Here is a 17,844-nt window from a genome sequence, read left to right on the forward strand (position 1 = left end):
TGTAAGCTGTAAAGGAAATCGTACCTTTGCCGCTTATTAAAATTTTATATGAATAAATTTGAACAATTAGGATTAAATCCTGCCATACTTAAAGCTGTTGAGGAAATGGGCTTTACAGAGCCGAGTGAGGTACAGGAAAAAGCGATTCCAATTTTATTGCAAGAAGACACCGATATGGTAGCACTTGCCCAAACAGGTACCGGAAAAACCGCCGCTTTTGGTTTTCCACTTATCCACAAGATCAACGCACAAAGTAAGCATACACAAGGATTAATTCTTTCCCCTACCAGGGAATTGTGTCTACAAATTACAAATGAGCTTAAAAATTACGGGAAGTTTACGCCAGGATTAAATACAGTTGCTATTTATGGTGGAGCAAGCATTACAGATCAAGCCCAGCAAATTCGACGTGGAGCACAAATTATTGTTGCTACTCCGGGAAGAATGCAAGATATGATCAAGCGTAAGTTGGTTAATATTTCTCAACTTGAGTATTGCATCTTGGATGAAGCAGATGAAATGTTGAATATGGGATTCTTTGAAGATATCACCAATATTCTATCTCATACGCCTCAAGAGAAGAGCACTTGGTTATTCTCTGCTACAATGCCTAGAGAAGTAGCTACCATCGCTAAAAAGTTCATGCATGACCCGGTAGAAATTACTGTGGGAAACAAGAACGAGAGTACTACGAATGTTTCTCATGAGTACTATTTAGTAAACACTCGCGATAGATATGCCGCTTTGAGAAGGTTAGCCGATGCTAATCCAGATATTTTCTCTGTGATCTTTTGTAGAACAAAGAGAGATACTCAAAAAGTTGCCGAAAACTTAGTAGAAGATGGCTATAGTGCCGCAGCTATACACGGAGATCTAAGTCAGAATCAACGTGATATGGTGATGAAGAGTTTTAGAAATCGCCAGATCCAAATGTTGGTTGCAACAGATGTTGCTGCCCGTGGAATTGATGTAGATGATATTACACACGTAATAAACTACCAATTACCCGATGAGCCGGAGATCTACACCCACAGAAGTGGTAGAACTGGTAGAGCAGGAAAAACTGGTATCTCTATGGTGATTGTTTCTAAGAGTGAACTTAGAAAGATTAAGAGTATCGAGCGCATAATAAAAAGAAACTTTGAACAAAAAGAAATTCCAGACGGAATGAAAATTTGTGAAGTTCAGCTTTTTCACCTTGCTAACGACATAAAGAATACTACAATAAATCACGATATAGATCCTTACTTACCAAGTATAGAGGCTGTTTTGGAAGGTTTTACAAAAGAAGAAATCATTAAAAAGGTGTTTTCTGTAGAATTTACAAGATTCTTTAACCATTATAAGAACGCAAAAGATCTTAATTCTAAAGTATCAAATTCTCGTGATAGAGATTCTGGTTCTAACGGGGATAGCACACGTTATTTCATTAATGTTGGAGCAAAGGACGATTTCGATTGGATGTCACTTAAGGATTACCTTAAAGAAACATTGGATCTTGGAAGAGATGACGTTTCTAGAGTAGATGTAAAAGAGAGTTTTTCTTTCTTCAACACTAGTTCTGAAATGGCTGAAAAAGTGATCGCTACTTTCGAAAATGTACAACATCAAGGAAGAAGTGTAAATGTTGAAGTTTCTCAAGACACCGGTCGCGGTGGCGGAAGAAGATCTTCAGGAGGCGGAGATCGCAATAGAAGTCGCGGTAAAAGCGGTGGAGACTTTAAATCTAGAAGAAGCGATAGTTCTTCAGAATCTAGAGGAAGAAGATCAGATAGATCAGACAAACCATCTTTTTCTAGAAACGGAGGTAGCTCATCTTCAGAAGGTTCAAGCCGAAGAAGATCACCAGGTTCTGAAAATTCAGGTGAATCATCTGGAAGAAGTGGCGGAAGCAGAAAAAAGAACATTTCTAGTTCTGTAAATCGCAGAAAATCTAAAAGATCATAAATTAATACCCATTGGGAGGAGTTTGGTATAGTTATTACTATATTTCTCCCAATGTATTTTACTTTTATGAGGTTACTACCTATCCTTTCATTTTTTATAATTCTTTTCACTACAAGTGCGCTAAAAGCACAGGATATTGTTAGTGGAAAAGTTTTAAATGCTTCCAATGATCTTCCTTTGGAAAATGTGAATATCGTAAACCTAAATCAGGTAAAGGGTACCACAACCACTGAAGAAGGAGATTTTGAGATTCAGGCAACCGTAAATGACACCCTCTATTTTTCTTATTTGGGATTTAGAACCATTCAGGTTCGGGTTACTAATGACTGGTTAAAATATGGGAGTGTAAAGGTGAAAATGACCGAGTTGGGAATTGCTTTAGAAGAAGTAGTTGTTAGCCCGATCACACTTACAGGCTATCTTGAAATAGACGTTAAGAATATTCCAATTTATGAGAATAGCAGATATAGTATTTCCGGGCTAAATTCCGGGTATGAAGGCGGAAGTTATTCCCCCGGTGCTGCAGCCAAAGCTTTAGGCGCTATTTTTAACCCTGCAGATGCGCTTTATAATCTCTTCGGAAATAAACCCCGGCAGATGAAAAAGTTACGTAAAATGAAGGAAGATGATGAAATACGAAAACTACTTCAGAATAAATTCGATAGGCAAACTTTAGCAGCGGTTTTACAAATTAGTGCTGTAGAGATCGAAGAGATCCTTGCTCGTTGTAATTATTCTAAAGATTTCATGAATTCAGCAAACGATCTACAGATCTTAGATGCAATTAGTGGATGTTATGAAGAGTATAAGGTATTGAAGAGATAAGTAATTAAGAGAATAAAAATATTATAACCGAAGTTGATACTTAATTGACTTCGGTTTTTTCATGCTTATATTCAAGCATTGCTTTAAGGTTTTTTAGTCCCAGTTCCAGATCTTCCCCATGCATTTTATCTACTGGCTGAAAAAGAGCAATTACCGAAAAAGGGAAATTCAGACCTCCTCTAATGCCCCAAACCATTTTTGTTTTATTTTCTTCGAGCTCTTTAAGACCCTTGTATTCCAAACATATTAATTTTGCTGGTCTTAAAACAAGAACTCTTGTTTCCATGATGCGACCTTGATTAAGCTTCACAATCTTTTGGGTACCTTCAAAAAGTCTATTATTTTTTCTCCAATATAAGAGCGCGCCTTGCTTTCCATCATCACCATTAAATCTTAAGATCCCTTTATAATCTTTTTTAAACCAAGGCATCCAGTGATGTTGTTTTTTTAGTTGTCGCACTAAATTATACACATCCTCTTTAGAACGATTAATTACCAGAGTTCTACTAATATCAAATTCCTTTTTTGCCCAAGCATGTAGGAATGCTATAAAAGTTATGATGGCAATAAGAATATAAAAAAATAGAGTCATGTAGGTTTTCTGTTATTATCTATAAAATTAAAAAATATTAGCTATTCTCAAACCTTTTAACCAATTGATCGAAATTTTTGAAACTTTTTCTCAACCATTCAAATTTAACTTCATTTTTATCATAATCACTCAATTCCCAAGAAATTTTACTTTTTCTTAATCTCGATGTAAGTTCTTGTAGGATAATTGCTGCCGAAACTGAGATGTTTAAACTTTCTGTAAATCCAACCATCGGGATTTTTATACACTGGTCTGCATTGGATAATACTTCTTGGGACAGCCCATCCTTTTCTGTTCCTAAAAAAAGTGCGGCAGGTTTGTCTATATCAAAATCCGATAACTCAATAGCTTCAGCATTAGGCGAAGTGGCAATAATCTGGTAGCCTTCCTCTCTTAGTTTTTGTATACATTTTAAGCTGTCGTCGTGCCTGTTAAGAGTCACCCATTTTTGTGCTCCCATAGCAATTTCACGATCTATCTTCTTAACTTTCTGCTCTTCGATCACATGTACATTTTGTATCCCAAATACATCGCAGCTTCTAATCACTGCACTTGTGTTATGTAATTGATAAACGTCTTCTGAAACCACCGTAAAATGATTGGTTCGCTGCGCGATCACCTTATTAAATAAAGCTTTTCGCTCCGGAGTGAGCAACTCTTCTAAAAATGCCAAAAACTCTTTACTGGCCATTTAATTTGATGTTTGGTACGTTTTTATTCGAAGATATTAAAAAAGACCGATCTAAAAATCAATTCAGATCGGTCTATGTTATTTAAAAAAGTATGCTATTCTTATTTTTCAAACTGCTTCAAAGTCTTAATAATAATAGATACACAGTCTAATATTTCATCCTCTGTCATCACCAATGGTGGTGCAAATCGAATGATATTACCATGAGTTGGTTTTGCTAAAAGACCATTGTCTCTAAGAGCCATACAAATATCCCAAGCAGTAGAACTTTCTTCAGAATCGTTGATTACAATTGCATTAAGCAACCCTTTTCCTCTTACTAAACTTACTAAATCACTAGATTCAATATATTTATTCATTTCACTTCGGAAAAGATTCCCAAGTTTTCTGGCATTCTGAATAAGGTTTTCATCTTTCACCACATCTAATGCAGCAATAGCAACTGCTCCTGCAACCGGATTTCCACCAAAGGTAGAACCATGTTGTCCAGGTTGGATCACATTCATCACCTCATCATCTGCTAAAACTGCAGAAACCGGATAATTTCCTCCGGAAAGTGCTTTTCCTAAGATTAACATGTCAGGTCTAACATAGGTTTCTTGTCGTTCACAATGTGCCTCACAGTTACAATTTCCACAAACCGCTAATAAACCACCGGTACGCGCAATCCCTGTTTGGATCTCATCTGCAATAAAAAGTGCGTTATGCTTATTACACAATTCTTTTGCTTGCTTCATATAATCATCTGCCGGTGTGTAAACTCCAGCTTCTCCCTGGATTGGCTCTACTAAGAACCCTGCAATATTATCGTTACTCTGCAAAGCGACTTTTAATGCGTTGATGTTATTATATGGAATCTTAATAAATCCAGGTGTATAAGGTCCGAAGTTCTTACGAGCATTCTCATCGTTAGAAAAAGAGATCACGGTAGTTGTTCTTCCGTGGAAATTATTTTCGCAAACAATTATCTGTGCTTGGTGCTCCTCTACCCCTTTCTTCTCATAAGCCCATTTCCTAGCGATTTTTATTGCTGTCTCAACCGCTTCGGCTCCCGTATTCATTGGAAGCACTTTATCGAATTTAAAATATTCTGTGATGTATTTCTCGTAAGGCCCTAAGATGTCATTATGAAAAGCTCTTGAGGTAAGGGACAAGGTAGAAGCCTGATCGTGCATCGCTTTTACAATCTTTGGATGACAATGACCTTGATTCACTGCAGAATACGCCGAAAGAAAATCATAATATTGTTTGCCTTCTACATCCCAAACATGAACTCCCTTTCCTTTACTCAACACTACCGGTAATGGATGGTAGTTATGAGCTCCGTGTTTGTCTTCCATTTCTATTGCCTGGTCTGAAGCTGTTACTTTTTCTAATTGCATATTCTGTATTTTAAATAATTATTCTAACAATTCCTTCTTTTGTGTAGTCTGTAAGTGTTAAATTGGAGAGAAATCACCCAAAAATTCAACAAGCGCAAATTACTAAATGTTATCTGAAATTTATAATGGGAGCACTATAAAATCTTCACAAATATCCTATTTTTGCGCTATGGGAAGAAAGAAAAGAAATCTGGTTTTTGAAGAATTAGAAATTATAGATGCCGGTGCCAAAGGAAAAAGTATCGCAAAGGCTCCGGATGGAAAAGTGGTTTTTATAAACAATGCTGTTCCTGGAGATGTCGCAGATATTCGAACTACCAAAAAGAAAAAATCTTTTTACGAAGGAACTGCCACAAAGTTCCATAAACTTTCAGATAAGCGTGTAGAGCCTGTTTGCCAACATTTTGGAACCTGTGGAGGTTGTAAATGGCAACATATGGGCTACGAGCACCAGTTATTTTACAAACAGCAAGAGGTAACCAATAACTTAACTAGGTTAGGTAAAATAGAACTGCCAGAGATAGAACCAATTTTGGGAAGCCAGGAGATCTATTTTTATAGAAATAAAATGGAATTCTCTTTTAGTGATAGCAGGTGGTTAACGCTGAACGAAATTAATAGCGATCAGGATTTCGACGATAAAAATGCCTTAGGGTTTCATATTCCCGGCATGTGGGATAAGATCCTAGATATTAAAAAGTGTCATTTACAAGAGGATCCCAGTAATGCTATTAGAAATCATGTGAAGGAATTTGCTATTGCAAATGACATCCCATTTTTTAATACCAGAAATCAGCATGGTTTATTGCGAACCCTAATGATTCGTACTTCCTCTACCGGGGAGATCATGGTAGTGCTTCAATTATTTGCTGAAGACAAAGAAAAAAGAATGTTACTTTTAGATAGTTTAGCTGAAAAATTTCCGGAGATCACTTCGCTTCAATATGTGATTAATGGCAAAGGAAACGATACTATTTACGATCAGGAAGTGATTTGTTATAAAGGAGAAGACTATATATTTGAAGAAATGGAAGGTTTGAAGTTCAAGATAAACGCCAAATCTTTCTACCAAACCAATTCTGCGCAAGCTTACGAATTATACAAAGTAACCAGAGATTTCGCCGGACTTACAGGAAACGAATTGGTGTATGACCTTTACACAGGAACAGGAACCATCGCACAATTTGTTGCTAAAGAAGCGAAGAAAGTTGTCGGGATAGAAGCTGTGCCGGTAGCAATTGAAGATGCAAAAGAGAACGCCACACGAAATAATATAGAAAATACCGAGTTCTATGCAGGAGACATGAGAAAGGTATTCACTCAAGACTTTATTAACGCACATGGGCATCCGGATATTATAATTACCGATCCTCCTAGGGATGGAATGCACAAGGATGTAGTTGCTCAAATAATTGGTATCTTGCCTCAACGAATTGTATACGTTAGTTGTAATTCGGCTACACAGGCCCGAGATTTGGCTCTTTTAGATGAACATTATAAAGTAACCAGAGTTCGACCTGTAGATATGTTTCCACAAACCTTTCATGTAGAAAACGTAGTATGTTTGGAAAAAAGATAAAGTTACTCAGGGCTTCCGGGATATTTTTACTGCTCGTTTTACTTGTTAATTTAAGCTGTCAAAAAGATGATATCTGCGCAGAATCTACTGTGATTACTCCGCTTTTAAAAATCTCATTTTTTGATGCTGAAGCAGATAGTGACACCATCCCTAAACCAGTTGCTAATTTAACTATTAGGCTGAAGGTGGAGATGGTAATTTTCCAATTTCTGCTAATCCCTCAGAAATAAATATTGCTTTAAAGACCGATGTAGATTTAACTACGTACGAATTTATCTTGAATGAAAGTGATAATGATGACACTTCAGAAGAAAATATCGATGTTATTGATTTCACCTATGCTCGAAATCGAGAATATATTAATAGAGCCTGTAGTTTTAGGGTGACTTATGTAGATCTAGATGCTAAAAGGCAAATTGAAACACCGGAAATTAATAATTGGATTAAAAGAATTGTAGTAGAACAACCCACTGTAGAAGATGAAACATCAACACATATTTCTATTTTTCATTAGCATTTTTTGCCTGTTGGGAATAGAAAGTTCCAATGCGCAAACTGCTACAGATACTGTTAATTATAAAGAACGTTATGGGCTTCGCGTTGGTGTAGACCTTAGCAAGCCATTACGAACTTTATTGCAGGATGAATATAGCGGATTAGAACTTTTAGGGGATTATAGAATTTATAAGGATTATTATTTAGCTGGCGAACTTGGAAATGAGCAAATGGATTTATTCGAAGAAAATCTAAGTGTGAGTGCCAAAGGAAGCTATATAAAACTAGGTGCCGATTATAATGCATATGAAAACTGGGCAGGAATGGAAAATGCCATTACTATAGGCCTCCGATATGGCTTCTCCACTTTTTCTCAGACTTTAGAAAGCTATGCAATTGCTACTCAAGAACCCTATTTTCCTGCAGATATCATCGATACTCCCGAAGAAACAAAAGGACTTACTGCAAGTTGGGCAGAGCTTATCGTGGGGATTAAAGTAGAGTTGTTTCAGAATTTATACCTTGGAGCAAATGTGCAACTTAAAAGGCAAGTTACTCAAACCACTCCGTCCAACATGGATAATCTATACATCCCCGGCTTTGGAACTACTAACGATTTTAGTCAGTTTGGTGTGGGTTATAGTTATAATATCTCTTACCTCATCCCGCTTTATAAGAAAGCGAGGAAGTAAATTGAGATCCCTCCTTCGTCGGGATGACAAAATTGGGTTGTCACATTGAGCGGAGTCGAAATGTTTATCAAACTGAGTGTCTTCTTGAAGAAAACATGGTGTACTTAAGATTAAATATGGAAAAAAATCTTCTTAAATAGAGATCCCTCTTTCATCGGGATGACAATTAAATAAATGTGTCATTCTGAAAGGAGTGAAACGCATTGAAGAATCTCAATGGAACAAAATCATATCAATGAGCCTCCTCCTAGGTTATGAAAATAATTTAGAACGTCAAGCTGAACTTGTTTCAGCTTCTGTAATGTCTTAAACTTCAGTATTCTATTAGACCCTGAATCAAGTTCAGGGTGACCAAATTATTAGAAATATTATCCATAGAATAATCCCTTTACAACTAAAATTTCTCGACTCCGCTCGAAAGGACAATACAATTGTCACATTGAGATTGTCAAAATGTGTATAAAACTGAATGTCTTTCTGAAGGAAACTCAATAGAATCAAGAAAAGTAAGGAACCAATTCAATCGATATGGCTAGGTTTAGGACGCTTTCCTTTCATTAAATTAATTCGATATTTATTCGGGGGCATACCATATCTTCTTTTAAAGGCTATTGAAAAATTGTTGGGATGCTTATACCCAACCCGTTCAGCAATATCGCTCATAGTAAGACCGGAATCTGACAAAAGCCGTAAGGAATATTCAAGTCTGGTTTGATTAAGGAAGTTTATAACCGGAGTTCCGAACAATGCCTTGAAACCTATTTTCACCTTGAAGTCATTGATGCCGAATTGCCGAGCAAGACCACTTATGGAAATCTCCTCTTCAAAATGCTTTTCAATATGGTCCTTGATAGAATAAATAGCAAAAATATCCTCGGCACTAAGCTTATCAAGCCTTTTGTCTCTTACTACATTACCATCTAAAAGGAAAGTCTGCAGGGATATCAATTCTTCTCTATTGATCCCAAACCAAGGTAAATGATCTGCTCCGCTAGTAAGCAACAGTTTTGATCCGGCTATGTTTTGCTGTAAAAATTTACTATGACCGCATTCCACCAGTTTATCATCTTCCCGATGAATAAGTAGAACTGGATGTTTCACCTTTTCTAGACAGTGTCTAACATCGATATCGAGGTTCATTTTGTACAAGGCAATTGCTGCAGAAGGACTGGCACTATGTCTCAAATAAGAAGCCCAATAATCTTGTGCTTCAGGATCTTTCATTACACTGGGAGCCATAAGTTGCAATCCTACCGGGCCGCTCCAGTTATCTGCCATATATTTAATGGTCTTTAAATGACCTTGCTCAGTAAGGCCGTATGGATAATCATCAGTTCTTACCCATTTCGCGAATGATCCAAAAAGTATGAGTTTGGTAACCTTTTCGGGATAGGTCGTGGTAAAATGTATGCTGAGAGGGCCACCTTCAGAAAGGCCGCATAGTGCTGCTTTTTCAATATTGGCATGTTTCATAACCGCCAAAAGATCTTCAGCACGCTGGTCCATATTCGGGAGTTGATTTTCATTTATCCTATCAGAAAGTCCTGTCCCGCGTTTATCAAATAGAACTAACTTGCAAAAACCTGTGAGATAACTTACCCAAGCCGCTAATGGCGGAATGTTAGTAAACTGCTCCACATTCGAGATCCAGCCTGGCACTACGATCAAACAAATGTCCCCGCTACCAAACTCTTGGTAGGCAATATTCACCCCACCCGAACGTGCATACTTAGTTCTTGCGGTCTGCATCTTATAAAGTTAAGCCTTTCCTTTCTTCATTAAAAATACTTTTCGCATAGATGCTAATCCTGATCTCATATACCTAAATATCAGTCTCATACCTACTTTTATATAACAAAAATTAATAATAAAAATAGAGTATTATGAAAGTTTTAGTTAACACATTCTCAGCAGTACTTAGTTCAACTATTGAAATGAGTTTATCCATAATAGACAAGATGCCATTTAACAATTCAGAATCCGAGAAGACTACACATCAATTGGGAGATTTTGAAAAAGGTCTTAAGGCAGAAATAGAATTTGATCTATTTAACCGAGGAGATCGTTAGAATAGCTCAAAATTCAAGAGAGTTCACGGGGACTATACTAGAAAACACCTGATAGAATAAAAGTCCTTCGACAAGCTCAGGATGACAAAATTGAATTGTCACATTGAGCTTGTCGAAATGTGTATAAAAAGATTATCATTCTGAAGGAAACCCAGTGGACTGAAGAATCTAAGTGGAACAGAAGAATCCTCTTACCACTAAGATTTCTCGACTCCGCTCGAAAGGACAATACAGTTGTCACATTGAGCTTGTCGAAATGTGAATACGAAGTAACGCTTCTTTACTGCAATAGATTACAAACATAGGATGACAATACAATTGTCACATTGAGCGAAGTCGAAATGTGTATAAAAAAAATTATTATTCTGAAGGAAACATGGTGTACTTAAGAATCTAAATGGAACAAAATCTCCTTAAATAGAGATCCCTCTTTCATCGGGATGACAATTAAATAAATGTGTTATTCTGAAAGGAGTGAAACGCATTGAAGAATCTCAATAGAACATAATAATCTCATTACCACTAAGATTTCTCGACTTCGCTCGAAAGGACAATACAGTTGTCACATTGAGCGGAGTCGAAATGTGCATGAAATTTACTACTCCTCTTCTTGGTCCCTTAGTTTATGCAGTTTCTTGGTACCCGCATAAATATCGTATTTCAGCAACTTAGATTCCAAGGCTCCGTTAAAAAGTTTGATCTTTCTAGAAGGTCTTAATCCAACGTGCTTGATTGCTTCTAAATTTGAGGTGATAAACCACGCTGCGGTATCCGGGTAACTTTGTTTTAAGGTATCCCCTATTTCTTTGTAGAAAGCAGGCATATCGATGTCTAATCGTTCCCCGTATGGCGGATTGAAAACCATATGCAAATGTCGTTCACTCGTTTTAGCACTTTCAAAGAAGTTTTGTTTCTTCACTTTAATGAACTCTCCAAGATTTGCATTCTCCACATTATCTATTGCCTTGTTGATTGCTGAAGGTGCTTTATCGTAACCTGTAATTGTAAAATGAAAATCCCTAACTTTTTTAAGTACAGATTCTTCGATTTTTTCAAAAAGATCTACATCCCAATCTTTCCATTTTTCGAAAGCAAATTCTTTTCTATTAAGATTTGGTGGAATATTACAAGCTATCATTGCAGCTTCTATCAAAATAGTTCCACTCCCACACATAGGATCCATAAAATCACTTTGCCCATCCCAACCAGAAAACAACAACATTCCGGCTGCCAATACCTCATTTATTGGAGCGATGTTCGTTGCGGTTTTATACCCACGCTTATGTAACGATTGTCCCGAGCTGTCTAAAGATACATTACAGTAATTATGCTCTATATGTATATTTATCCTTAAGGTTGGAAAATCCAGATCTACATCTGGCCTGCTTCCAAATTTCTCTCTAAATCTATCCACAACAGCATCTTTTGTTTTCTGCGCGATATATTTAGAATGCGTAAATTGTTCAGAATGGACAGTGGCATCTATCGCCAAAGTATCTTTTACATCCATAAAATCTTCCCAGGCGATCTTTTTGATCTCATTGTAAAGATCCTCTTCAGAATTAATTCTGAAAGACTTAAAAGGTTTTAAAATTTTAATGGCGGTACGCAAACAAAGGTTTGCTTTGTACATAAAACCTTTGTCCCCAGTAAATTGCACATTTCGTACACCTTCTTTGATATTCATTGCGCCAAGATTTCGCAATTCCTTTGCCAATATAGGTTCGAAGCCAAAAAGTGTTTTGGCAACCATTTCAAAATTATTATCCATTCCCATCATTTCTTAAACGGCAAAAATACATTATTTTTGTGCGATATGATAATTACATACTGGTGAGAATACCCATATTTAAAGGAATATTTACGATCCATAACAGTTAACTTAGAAAGACAAATCTAGAGAACGTACTTTAATAAATGATTTATATTCTGCCACTTTTATCGGTTCTTATTGGGTTTCTAATCGCCTTATTTTTAAAACCGAATTCATCTTTAGCATTTAAATTACTGCTTTCCTTTAGTGGAGCCTATTTATTGTCAGTGACAGTTTTTGAATTGCTTCCGGAAGTTTATAATACCGGGGATGCACAAATTGGGATTTTCATAATGCTGGGATTATTGCTTCAAATAGTTTTGGAGTTTTTATCTAAAGGTGCAGAACACGGCCATATTCATCATGATGAAAATACTTCTAACTTCCCGATTTTACTATTGATAAGTCTTGGAATTCATTCTCTGTTAGAAGGATTCCCGCTGAGTACTACAGAACATTTATTGTATGGCGTGGTGATTCATAAAATTCCTGTAGCCGCAATTTTAGCTGCTTTTTTACTTCAGTCTAAAATCAAAAAATATAAAGTTGCCTTGTTTTTAATACTCTTTGCCCTCATGACGCCCTTAGGAAGTTGGATGGCTGCGAATTTTGAAATATTAAACAAATATACCTCCTACATAAGTGCATTGGTTATTGGAATCTTTTTGCATGTATCAACAACCATTATCTTTGAAGCTTCCAAAAATCATACTTTTAACGCTTCAAAATTAGCGGTAATTGTTGCCGGGATATTATTAGCATATTTACTCTAAGATGTTTAGTAAAGAAGATTCCAAAAAGATTCGAGAAGAATTCTGGACCAGCTTCGGAAAAAAGTATCCTCATAAATGGGTATTGTATAATACCGGAATTAAAGAAGTGCAATTAAAATTCACTTTTAACAACGACTTCGCACAAGTTTCCTTAGATGTTTCCAGTGCAGATGAGGTGATTCAGGAATATTATTTTGAAAAAATATACGCTTTAAGGACCATTTTAAAAGATGAATATATCCCTGATTTGAAAATAGAAAAACATTATTTACTCCCTGAAGGAAAGGAAGTTTCCAGATTTTATGCGCAGCTGGATTCGGTGAATATCCATAATAAAAATCATTGGCTAGAAGTTTATGAATTTTTGAGCTCTAATATGAAAAATTTGCAAGCATTTTTTATAGAGTATAAAGAATTTATCGAGGCTTAATTCTAATACTTTAAGCTCACTTTTTAAGCTATCTTTGCCGGCATTATTTAGCCTATGAGTTTTACCTTACTATCTTCTCCCTTACAAGGATTTACAGATTTTCGTTTTCGGAATGCTTTTCACCATTATTTCGGCGGAATTGATACGTTTTATGCTCCTTACATTAGGTTAGATGGGAAAATGGTAGTAAAAAATTCCTATCAGCGGGATCTTCTGCCGGAGCATAATAATACTTTAGATGTAATTCCGCAGGTAATTACCAATGATGCCGAAGAATTTTTGTTTGTAGCGAAGTATGTGCAGGAATTGGGATATAAAGAACTAAACTGGAATTTAGGTTGCCCCTACCCGATGGTCACCAAACGTGGAATGGGGTCTGGATTGATTTGTGATCCCGCAAAAATTGACCACATTTTAGATCGGGCACATTCTGAAACCGATATTCTGGTTTCTATGAAAATGCGAATGGGTTATGAAAATAGCAATGAAATCTTGGAGGCATTCCCAATTCTGGATAAATATCCGCTGAAAAATATTGCAATTCATGCTCGTATTGGGAAGCAACTCTATAAAGGCGGTGTAGATCTGGATGCATTTGAGCGCTGTGTGAGCAGTACCAAACACAAATTATACTACAATGGGGATGTTACCACTGTGGCGGCATTTAAGCAGATGCAAGAGCGTTTCCCTAGTATCGATCATTTTATGATTGGTCGCGGACTTATTGCAGATCCATTTTTACCGAGTATGATTAAAAATAATACCACAGCATATCCTAAAGACCGCTGGAAGATCTTCAGCGAATTTCACGATACTATTTATGAGCAATACGATGCAGCCCTTTCCGGTCCTACTCCTATCAAGATGAAAATGCAAGGATTTTGGAGCTATTTTTCTCAGTCTTTTTCGAATCCGCAGAAGAGTTTCAAAAAGATTAAAAAAGCGAATAATCCGAAGGCTTATAAACAAGCTGTGTCAGAAATTTTAAAAAGCGAACAATAAACTACCTTTGTAGGCATCTATTTAATATGCTATTTTGAAAGACCTTTTACTTCTTACGCCACCCTTTACCCAATTAAATACGCCATACCCGGCAACGGCTTATTTAAAAGGATTTCTGAACACCAAAAACATTTCAGCATATCAGATAGATCTGGGGATAGAAGTGATTTTAGAGCTTTTTTCTGAAGAAGTCTTTAGAGAACTTTTTAAGATCGCTTTTGAAACAGACAGTATTCAATCTGAAAATTGCGAACGCATTTATGCTTTAAAAGAAGTTTATTTACAGCCTTTAGATGAAGTGGTTCGGTTTCTTCAAGGTAAGAATCACACCTTGGCAAGACAAATTTGCACCGATACCTTTCTGCCTCGTGCATCTAGATTCGATCAGTTAGACGATATGGATTGGGCTTTTGGATCTATGGGAATGCAAGATAAAGCCAAGCATTTGGCCACTTTATATCTGGAAGATTTATCAGATTTTATTATCGAATGTATCGATGATAATTTTGGATTTAGCAGGTATGCCGAACGTCTTGGACAAAGCGCCAATTCTTTCGATGAACTTTATGAGGAACTGCAAGAAGAAACCACATTAATAGATGCCATCACGCTGCAAATTCTTGAGGAATATTTACAAAAGATTCATCCTAAACTGGTGTGTCTTTCTGTTCCCTTTCCGGGGAATTTATACAGTGCCTTTAGATGCGGGCAATATATAAAGGCTAATTACCCGCATATTAAGATCGCGATGGGTGGCGGATTTCCGAATACTGAATTACGATCCATTTCAGATGAGCGGGTTTTCGAGTTTTTAGATTACATCACTTTAGACGATGGAGAATTACCTATAGAATTATTGGTAGAAGCTGTTTGCAATCCAACTTCAGAAAAACCGACATTTAAAAGAACTTTTTTATTGGAAAATGAAAAAGTGGTTTATAAAGATGATACGCCAAGATCAGATTATAAACAGAGTGATTTGGGCACTCCGGATTATTCAGATCTTTTATTAGAGGATTATATCTCGGTGATTGAAATTGCAAACCCAATGCACAGTTTATGGAGCGATGGACGTTGGAATAAGCTTACCATGGCGCATGGTTGTTATTGGGGAAAATGTACATTTTGTGATATCTCCTTAGATTATATTAAAATTTATGAGCCCATTGCTGCCAAAATATTGGTAGATAGAATGGAGCAGCTCATAGCTCAAACAGGCGAAAATGGATTTCATTTTGTAGATGAAGCTGCGCCTCCGGCCTTGATGAAATCTCTGGCTTTAGAAATTATCAAGCGAAAACTCACAGTAACTTGGTGGACCAATATTAGGTTTGAAAAGAACTTCACTAAAGATCTCTGTGTTTTGCTAAAGGCTTCCGGATGTATTGCAATTTCCGGCGGACTCGAAGTAGCTTCAGATAGGTTATTGAAATTGATAGATAAAGGTGTAACGGTAGCTCAAGTGGCACAGGTAACCCGAAATTTAACCGAAGCCAACATCATGGTGCATTCCTATTTAATGTACGGCTACCCAACACAAACGGTGCAAGAAACTGTGGACAGTTTAGAAATGGTGCGGCAGTTGTTCGAGCTTGGCATTATTCAGTCCGGATTTTGGCATCAGTTCGCTTTAACAGCTCATAGTCCGGTAGGCTTAAATCCTTCGGAATATGGAATAACACCAAACTATCAAAACATCACTTTTGCCAACAACGATGTAAATTTTAAGGACCATACGGGCATAGATCATTCAAAATTCAGTTTCGGACTTAAAAAATCGCTTTTCAATTTCATGCACGGAATCGGATTTGAACTACCGCTTCAAGAATGGTTCGACTTTAAAATTCCGAAGACTCAAATTAGTCCCGACTTCATCAATAAGAGTTTAGATATTCAGCCTAATTTCAGCATAAAACCAACAGCTAAAATTGTATGGTTAGGTGGAATGCCACTGGTTGCTGAACAAGTAAAGACGAAAAGAGGAGTTACTAGGCATCAACTGGAAATGACTTTTCATACCGCCACAGAAACTTTTCAGCTTACTTTTGAAAAAGAAATAGGAGATTGGCTATTGGAAATATTAGATCAACTGATGCCTACAAATGAAAAGCAGGTTTCATTTTCCCAGCTCAAACAGAATTTTGAAACCGATTTTGAAGACTTCGAACTTTTTTGGTTCTCTAAACCTATCGAAGTTTTAAAATCCAATGGCTTGTTGACATTATAATAATCTTCTGATCAGGTAACATTTCAGCATTTAATTCGCAAAGTGACGAAGTTTTATTAATTGTATGTATTGAAATAATTCTTGCAAAATCGATAAAAGATTAACTTCTCCTTTATTCATAAATCACTTATTTATAGTATTTTAACTCTATAATTAAAAAGATTATGGAGCAGGTTAAACTTTTTCCCTTAGAACACAAAGGTGTTTTACAAATTGGCATCGCTTTTAGATATAATGCTGCACTAAAAATTCATATAAAAGAACTGGAAGAAGTTAAATGGACCAAAACTCATTCCTGTTTCTATGTGGAATTCACTCAGCAGAATAAAGGAAAACTCTACCGCCACCTTAAGAAATTTGAATGTAGCATCGATTATTCAGCTTTGCAATCATTTACCATTAGTCCAGAAATTGAAGAAGAGTTAAAAATTTTTAGCTCTTATTTGGAAGGCAAACGCTATAGTAAAAGCACTATTAGAACCTATAACACCTTTATATTGAAATTATTAAAATTTCAGAACAAAGCAATTTCAACCTATACCACGAGGGATTTAGAATTATTTATTGAAAAAGAGATCGCACAAAAATCTTATGCCATTAGCACGCATAGGCAATGTATAAGTGCTTTGAAGCAATTTGAAAAACTGCATAAACTAGAGGCTTTAAATGTAGATGAAATAGACAGGCCTAATAAAAGCAAGTATTTACCGGTGGTGCTTTCCAAAGAGGAAGTGATTGACATTTTTAGAGCAACCCGAAATTTGAAGCATCGTACCCTTCTAATTTTAATTTATTCTTCGGGCTTGCGAATTGGAGAGGCTTTAAGTTTGAGGCTGCAAGATATAGATGTGGATCGTCGGCAGATTTATGTACGAAATGCAAAAGGAAGAAAAGATAGGCATGTGGTGATGGCCGAGTCTTTTATTCCGTTGCTCTATAATTATTTAACAAGTTATAAGCCTGAGAAGTTATTTATTGAAGGTAAAGATGGAGAGGAATATAGTTCATCTTCTGTGAGGAGTGTTTTGAAATTAGCATGTAGCCGAGCGAAGATTAAGAAACATGTAACTCCACATACCTTACGACATTCATATGCAACCCATATGTTAGAAAATGGGATCGATTTAAGGCACATTCAGGCATTGTTAGGGCATTCCCGCCCGGAAACCACGATGATCTACACCCATGTGAGTCAGCATGATTTACTGAAGATTAAGAGTCCGTTGGATGTAGCCTTAAAGCATGTACTTTCCTGAAATAGGTTGACTAAAAATTAAACCTTTTAGTACTATACCTATGAAAGAACAAAATGAACACTGTCGAAAAA

Annotated in this window: 17 protein-coding genes; 12 read left to right on the top strand and 5 right to left on the bottom strand. The window is 36.5% G+C overall.

Annotation, left to right across the window (positions count from 1 at the left end; genetic code table 11):
• The first annotated feature begins 48 nt into the window (after positions 1-48).
• Both ON07_RS06430 and ON07_RS06435 read left to right on the top strand, forming a co-directional pair.
• Complete coding sequence (locus ON07_RS06430) at positions 49-1,947, top strand: DEAD/DEAH box helicase (protein WP_010229195.1); 1,899 nt, start codon at positions 49-51, stop codon at positions 1,945-1,947.
• Between the two features lie 66 nt (positions 1,948-2,013).
• Positions 2,014-2,772 carry a carboxypeptidase-like regulatory domain-containing protein gene (locus tag ON07_RS06435; protein WP_010229196.1) on the top strand — a complete coding sequence of 253 codons (759 nt, stop codon included), beginning with the start codon at positions 2,014-2,016 and terminating at the stop codon, positions 2,770-2,772.
• Positions 2,773-2,812: 40 nt separating this feature from the next.
• Here ON07_RS06435 and ON07_RS06440 read toward each other — a convergent pair whose 3' ends face one another.
• The 3 genes from ON07_RS06440 to rocD form a co-directional block, all read right to left on the bottom strand.
• Positions 2,813-3,364 carry an SRPBCC family protein gene (locus tag ON07_RS06440; protein ID WP_010229199.1) on the bottom strand — a complete coding sequence of 184 codons (552 nt, stop codon included), beginning with the start codon at positions 3,362-3,364 and terminating at the stop codon, positions 2,813-2,815.
• A 37-nt stretch (positions 3,365-3,401) separates the two neighbouring features.
• Positions 3,402-4,055 (bottom strand): TrmH family RNA methyltransferase, encoded by a 654-nt coding sequence (locus ON07_RS06445; protein ID WP_010229203.1) that lies wholly within the window; start codon positions 4,053-4,055, stop codon positions 3,402-3,404.
• A 101-nt stretch (positions 4,056-4,156) separates the two neighbouring features.
• Entirely contained in the window at positions 4,157-5,437 is a 1,281-nt protein-coding gene (rocD, locus tag ON07_RS06450; RefSeq protein WP_010229206.1) for an ornithine--oxo-acid transaminase, read from the bottom strand.
• Positions 5,438-5,606: 169 nt separating this feature from the next.
• On the opposite strand from rocD, the gene rlmD reads away from it, so the two are divergent.
• From rlmD to ON07_RS06470, 4 genes are read left to right on the top strand one after another with little or no spacing between them, the layout of a single operon-like run.
• Positions 5,607-7,016: a 23S rRNA (uracil(1939)-C(5))-methyltransferase RlmD gene (rlmD, locus tag ON07_RS06455; RefSeq protein ID WP_010229209.1), complete on the top strand. Its 1,410-nt coding sequence runs from the start codon at positions 5,607-5,609 to the stop codon at positions 7,014-7,016.
• A complete protein-coding gene (locus ON07_RS06460) occupies positions 6,998-7,246 on the top strand; it encodes a hypothetical protein (protein WP_010229212.1) in 249 nt (82 codons plus the stop codon). Before rlmD ends, ON07_RS06460 begins: the two co-directional genes overlap by 19 nt.
• Positions 7,247-7,290: 44 nt before the next feature.
• Positions 7,291-7,530, top strand: coding sequence for a DUF6452 family protein (locus ON07_RS06465; protein WP_237708877.1), 240 nt, complete (start codon positions 7,291-7,293; stop codon positions 7,528-7,530).
• A 13-nt stretch (positions 7,531-7,543) separates the two neighbouring features.
• Positions 7,544-8,203 (top strand): DUF6048 family protein, encoded by a 660-nt coding sequence (locus tag ON07_RS06470; protein ID WP_010229217.1) that lies wholly within the window; start codon positions 7,544-7,546, stop codon positions 8,201-8,203.
• A 519-nt stretch (positions 8,204-8,722) separates the two neighbouring features.
• On the opposite strand, the gene ON07_RS15900 is transcribed toward ON07_RS06470, so the two are convergent.
• Positions 8,723-9,952, bottom strand: a complete 1,230-nt coding sequence (locus ON07_RS15900) for an alpha/beta fold hydrolase (protein ID WP_010229218.1) — start codon at positions 9,950-9,952, stop codon at positions 8,723-8,725.
• Between the two features lie 134 nt (positions 9,953-10,086).
• Between ON07_RS15900 and ON07_RS06480 the strand changes: the two genes are divergently transcribed.
• Entirely contained in the window at positions 10,087-10,272 is a 186-nt protein-coding gene (locus ON07_RS06480; RefSeq protein WP_010229220.1) for a hypothetical protein, read from the top strand.
• A gap of 598 nt (positions 10,273-10,870) precedes the next feature.
• Here the strand turns inward: ON07_RS06480 and ON07_RS06485 are convergent.
• Positions 10,871-12,043: a THUMP domain-containing class I SAM-dependent RNA methyltransferase gene (locus tag ON07_RS06485; protein WP_033445045.1), complete on the bottom strand. Its 1,173-nt coding sequence runs from the start codon at positions 12,041-12,043 to the stop codon at positions 10,871-10,873.
• Between the two features lie 146 nt (positions 12,044-12,189).
• Here ON07_RS06485 and ON07_RS06490 point away from each other — a divergent pair, with 146 nt between their 5' ends.
• The 5 genes from ON07_RS06490 to ON07_RS06510 all read left to right on the top strand — a co-directional run bounded on the left by ON07_RS06490 (position 12,190) and on the right by ON07_RS06510 (position 17,773).
• Positions 12,190-12,858, top strand: a complete 669-nt coding sequence (locus ON07_RS06490) for a ZIP family metal transporter (protein ID WP_010229222.1) — start codon at positions 12,190-12,192, stop codon at positions 12,856-12,858.
• A 1-nt stretch (position 12,859) separates the two neighbouring features.
• Complete coding sequence (locus ON07_RS06495) at positions 12,860-13,288, top strand: DUF4268 domain-containing protein (protein ID WP_010229224.1); 429 nt, start codon at positions 12,860-12,862, stop codon at positions 13,286-13,288.
• 54 nt (positions 13,289-13,342) lie between these two features.
• Positions 13,343-14,290 carry a tRNA dihydrouridine synthase gene (locus ON07_RS06500; protein ID WP_010229225.1) on the top strand — a complete coding sequence of 316 codons (948 nt, stop codon included), beginning with the start codon at positions 13,343-13,345 and terminating at the stop codon, positions 14,288-14,290.
• Positions 14,291-14,324: 34 nt separating this feature from the next.
• Positions 14,325-16,517, top strand: coding sequence for a B12-binding domain-containing radical SAM protein (locus ON07_RS06505; RefSeq protein WP_010229227.1), 2,193 nt, complete (start codon positions 14,325-14,327; stop codon positions 16,515-16,517).
• Between the two features lie 164 nt (positions 16,518-16,681).
• Positions 16,682-17,773, top strand: a complete 1,092-nt coding sequence (locus ON07_RS06510) for a tyrosine-type recombinase/integrase (RefSeq protein WP_010229230.1) — start codon at positions 16,682-16,684, stop codon at positions 17,771-17,773.
• Positions 17,774-17,844 lie beyond the last annotated feature (71 nt).

It is taken from the genome of Gillisia marina (assembly GCF_000258765.1).
Classification (GTDB): domain Bacteria; phylum Bacteroidota; class Bacteroidia; order Flavobacteriales; family Flavobacteriaceae; genus Gillisia; species Gillisia marina.

Excerpts from the sequence above, each read along its gene's own strand:
- ON07_RS06485 (WP_033445045.1), bottom strand. The coding sequence starts at position 12,043 with ATGGATAATAATTTTGAAATGGTTGCCAAAACACTTTTTGGCTTCGAA.
- ON07_RS06480 (WP_010229220.1), top strand. The coding sequence starts at position 10,087 with ATGAAAGTTTTAGTTAACACATTCTCAGCAGTACTTAGTTCAACTATT.
- rlmD (WP_010229209.1), top strand. The coding sequence starts at position 5,607 with ATGGGAAGAAAGAAAAGAAATCTGGTTTTTGAAGAATTAGAAATTATA.
- ON07_RS06445 (WP_010229203.1), bottom strand. The coding sequence starts at position 4,055 with ATGGCCAGTAAAGAGTTTTTGGCATTTTTAGAAGAGTTGCTCACTCCG.
- ON07_RS06435 (WP_010229196.1), top strand. The coding sequence starts at position 2,014 with ATGAGGTTACTACCTATCCTTTCATTTTTTATAATTCTTTTCACTACA.
- ON07_RS06510 (WP_010229230.1), top strand. The coding sequence starts at position 16,682 with ATGGAGCAGGTTAAACTTTTTCCCTTAGAACACAAAGGTGTTTTACAA.
- rocD (WP_010229206.1), bottom strand. The coding sequence starts at position 5,437 with ATGCAATTAGAAAAAGTAACAGCTTCAGACCAGGCAATAGAAATGGAA.
- ON07_RS06460 (WP_010229212.1), top strand. The coding sequence starts at position 6,998 with ATGTTTGGAAAAAAGATAAAGTTACTCAGGGCTTCCGGGATATTTTTA.
- ON07_RS06490 (WP_010229222.1), top strand. The coding sequence starts at position 12,190 with ATGATTTATATTCTGCCACTTTTATCGGTTCTTATTGGGTTTCTAATC.
- ON07_RS06500 (WP_010229225.1), top strand. The coding sequence starts at position 13,343 with ATGAGTTTTACCTTACTATCTTCTCCCTTACAAGGATTTACAGATTTT.
- ON07_RS15900 (WP_010229218.1), bottom strand. The coding sequence starts at position 9,952 with ATGCAGACCGCAAGAACTAAGTATGCACGTTCGGGTGGGGTGAATATT.
- ON07_RS06430 (WP_010229195.1), top strand. The coding sequence starts at position 49 with ATGAATAAATTTGAACAATTAGGATTAAATCCTGCCATACTTAAAGCT.
- ON07_RS06495 (WP_010229224.1), top strand. The coding sequence starts at position 12,860 with ATGTTTAGTAAAGAAGATTCCAAAAAGATTCGAGAAGAATTCTGGACC.
- ON07_RS06440 (WP_010229199.1), bottom strand. The coding sequence starts at position 3,364 with ATGACTCTATTTTTTTATATTCTTATTGCCATCATAACTTTTATAGCA.